This window comes from Treponema sp. UBA753, assembly GCF_002297325.1.
Classification (GTDB): Bacteria; Spirochaetota; Spirochaetia; order Treponematales; family Treponemataceae; genus Treponema_D.
This window is the reverse complement of record NZ_DBKJ01000048.1, coordinates 1201-4073: the sequence shown is the minus strand read 5'-3', so window position 1 is coordinate 4073 and position 2873 is coordinate 1201. Positions and strand designations below refer to the sequence as shown.

General features: G+C 42.5%; 3 protein-coding genes. All 3 read left to right on the top strand.

What is annotated here, in order from left to right:
- Nucleotides 1-654, top strand: a 654-nt coding sequence (locus tag B4C08_RS03955; RefSeq protein ID WP_296663129.1) for a hypothetical protein, incomplete at its 5' end; no start/stop codon positions are given.
- A 47-nt stretch (nt 655-701) separates the two neighbouring features.
- Nucleotides 702-1202 carry a 5-(carboxyamino)imidazole ribonucleotide mutase gene (gene purE / locus B4C08_RS03950; protein ID WP_296663127.1) on the top strand — a complete coding sequence of 167 codons (501 nt, stop codon included), beginning with the start codon at nt 702-704 and terminating at the stop codon, nt 1200-1202.
- Between the two features lie 108 nt (nt 1203-1310).
- Nucleotides 1311-2798: an amidophosphoribosyltransferase gene (purF, locus tag B4C08_RS03945; RefSeq protein ID WP_296663123.1), complete on the top strand. Its 1488-nt coding sequence runs from the start codon at nt 1311-1313 to the stop codon at nt 2796-2798.
- The last annotated feature ends 75 nt before the right edge of the window (nt 2799-2873 follow it).

The window sequence follows — 2873 nt, the reverse complement described above, 5'->3', positions numbered from 1 at the left end:
CCGGAAGAACTTATTGAAGATGAAGATTTTTCTGAAGATGATATTTTTGATTTGCCGGAACAGGCTGATAGTTCAACAGAAAATTCTGTAGACTTGTTTGAAGACGAAAACTTGGATTTTGAAGATGATGATTTTGCAAAAGAGGAAAAAGACCTTGCGGCTCAAGAATTCTTTATGGAAAGCGATGAGCCTCAAAAAACTGTAGAGCCGGAACAGGCAGAAAAAGAAATAGAGCCTTCAATTTTGAGCGATGAAAACGCTGCAAATGATATAGAAGAAAAAAAAGAGAACGATGAAAAATCATTAGAAAATTCCCAGACGCAGCTTTTCAAAAAACTAAAAGCGTTGTGCCGTTATCTTCCTGAACAACAGAAAAAAAATTTCCTTGAAAGCAAAACAAATCTTCAGCTTGAATATATAATTTCGCGCTTGTCTGGAAAAAAAGGACTTTTTGCTTCTGCGGAAAATTCAAGAAAAGATTCAGGCTTTGTTCCTTCCACGCATGAAAACGAAACCGGCATAAAGCTTCTCTTAAAAGTTGTTTTGTGCTTAAAGGAACTTGTAAATTATATTCAGGATGAACAGATTTCAACTTTGCTTTCTGCGGAAATAAACAGGATGTCAGAAATTCTGCTTCCGTATTCCGGCGAATAGAATGCGGGCTGTGTTGATTTCTTTTATTCATTGTGATATTTTACAGTATGAAAGTTGCTATCTTTTTAGGTTCCAAGTCTGATTTGGATACAATGAAAAAAGCCGCCGATGTTCTAAAAGAATTTGGCGTTGAATACAAAGCTTACGTTATTTCCGCTCATAGAGCCGGAGATTTGCTTGTAAAAACTATCGCATCTGTAGAAAAAGAAGGCTGCGATGTAATTATTGCAGGAGCAGGACTTAGCGCGGCTCTTCCGGGTGTTATCGCCAGCCGCACAGTTCTTCCTGTTGTCGGTGTTCCTCTTGAATGCATTAATCCTGGAAAATCAAACGGACTTGCAGGAATGGATTCTCTCCTTTCTATTGTGCAGATGCCTCCGCAAATTCCTGTTGCGACTGTCGGAATTGGAAATGCAAAAAACGCCGCTTACCTTGCGCTCGAAATCCTTGGAATAAAATATCCTGAAATAAAAAACAAGCTTGTAGAATTCCGCGCAAAGATGACTGCTGATGCAGAGTCAAACGGCGGCTTGGGAATCGAACTGTAATTTCTGATGCCGTTATCAATTAACAGAATTGTGTTATTGCCAGTTGACAAGACTGTGTCATTATCGGGCTTGACCCGATAATCTATATAAATATCTAATGGAAAAAAAATGAAGTGCTGTGAATTTCTTGTTGAAGAAGAGGAAGACAAGCTGCGCGATGAATGCGGTGTTGTCGGAATTTATTTAAATCCACCTAAGCAGGGCGAACCAGAAAAAAAAGAATATGTGGCTTATTCTGCCAGCGACTTTAACGCCGCAACTCAGGCTTATTATGCGCTTTATGCGTTGCAGCACCGCGGCCAGGACAGCGTTGGAATTGCGGTAAGCAACGGCGAAGATATTTCCATTCACAAGGCAATGGGAACAACTGCGGAAGTTTTTAAGCCTGAAAACCTTGAAGCTTTAAAAGGAAACATTGCCTGCGGGCACGTCCGTTATGCCACAGCTGGAAGCGCGACTTTGGAAAATGCCCAGCCGCTTCTTTTAAAGTCAAAGCTTGGAGCAGTCGCAGTTGCCCACAACGGACAGCTTGTAAACTATGAGCAACTTCGTGAAATGCTTGAAGATTCAGGAAGCACATTTTCTTCAACAAGCGACACGGAAGTTATTTTAAAGCTCATTGCAAAGTCTTACAAAAAAGGACTTGAGCGCGCGCTGACTGATACAATCCAGATGATAAAAGGCTCTTTTGCGCTTGTTGTTTCAACAGAAAAATGTCTTATCGGTGCAAGAGACCCAAATGGAATCCGTCCGCTGTGCCTTGGAAAAGTTGAAAACGGCTGGATTCTTGCAAGCGAAACTTGCGCAATTGATTCTGTGAACGCAACTTATGTGCGCGACATTCAGCCTGGAGAAATTGTAATAATAAACGAAGACGGAGTTCTTTCATTTGAATTTGGAGAGCGTACTTCCAAGCGGACTTGCGTTTTTGAATACGTTTACTTTGCGCGCCCGGACAGCATAATCGACGGAATTCCTGTTACAGAAGCCCGCGAAAAAATGGGTGCCTGCCTTGCACGTGAAAGCGGAGTTCCTGCTGATGTCGTTATTGGAGTTCCTGACTCTGGAATTGGAGCCGCCCAAGGATATGCAAAAGAAGCCGGAATTCCTTATGCAAGCGGAATTATAAAAAACAAATATATAGGACGCACTTTTATTGCGCCGACACAGCGTGAGCGCGAGAACATGGTTTTTGTAAAGCTCAATGCAGTGAAGTCTGTTGTGGACGGAAAAAGAGTTGTTGTAATTGATGACTCAATTGTGCGCGGAACAACAAGCCGCCGCCTTGTACAGATTTTAAGGCGCGCCGGTGCAAAAGAAGTTCACTTTAGAATTTCAAGTCCGCCTGTAAAATTTCCTTGTTACTTCGGAATCAACACACCGACTAGAGGCGAGCTGATTTCAAGCATCCACAACGAAGAAGAAATCTGCAAGGAAATAGGAGCAGACAGCTTGGCGTTTATTAGCGCGGAAGGAATGCTGGATGCCTGCCGTGAATGCAATCCAGAGCAGTACGGATTCTGCAAAGGCTGCTTTACCGGCGAATATCCGATTTCTGTTCCAGGCGAGCTTAGCGGAAAAAAAATTTCTGACTAAAGGCCTGAATCTTCTGTAATGATTCCCGTATCAAGTGCGGGAATGACATCGTGTCCTGTCATTTTCGGGCTTGAC

Bases quoted from the DNA above. Each gene is read 5' to 3' on its own strand.
- purE (WP_296663127.1), top strand. From the start codon at position 702: ATGAAAGTTGCTATCTTTTTAGGTTCCAAGTCTGATTTGGATACAATG.
- purF (WP_296663123.1), top strand. From the start codon at position 1,311: ATGAAGTGCTGTGAATTTCTTGTTGAAGAAGAGGAAGACAAGCTGCGC.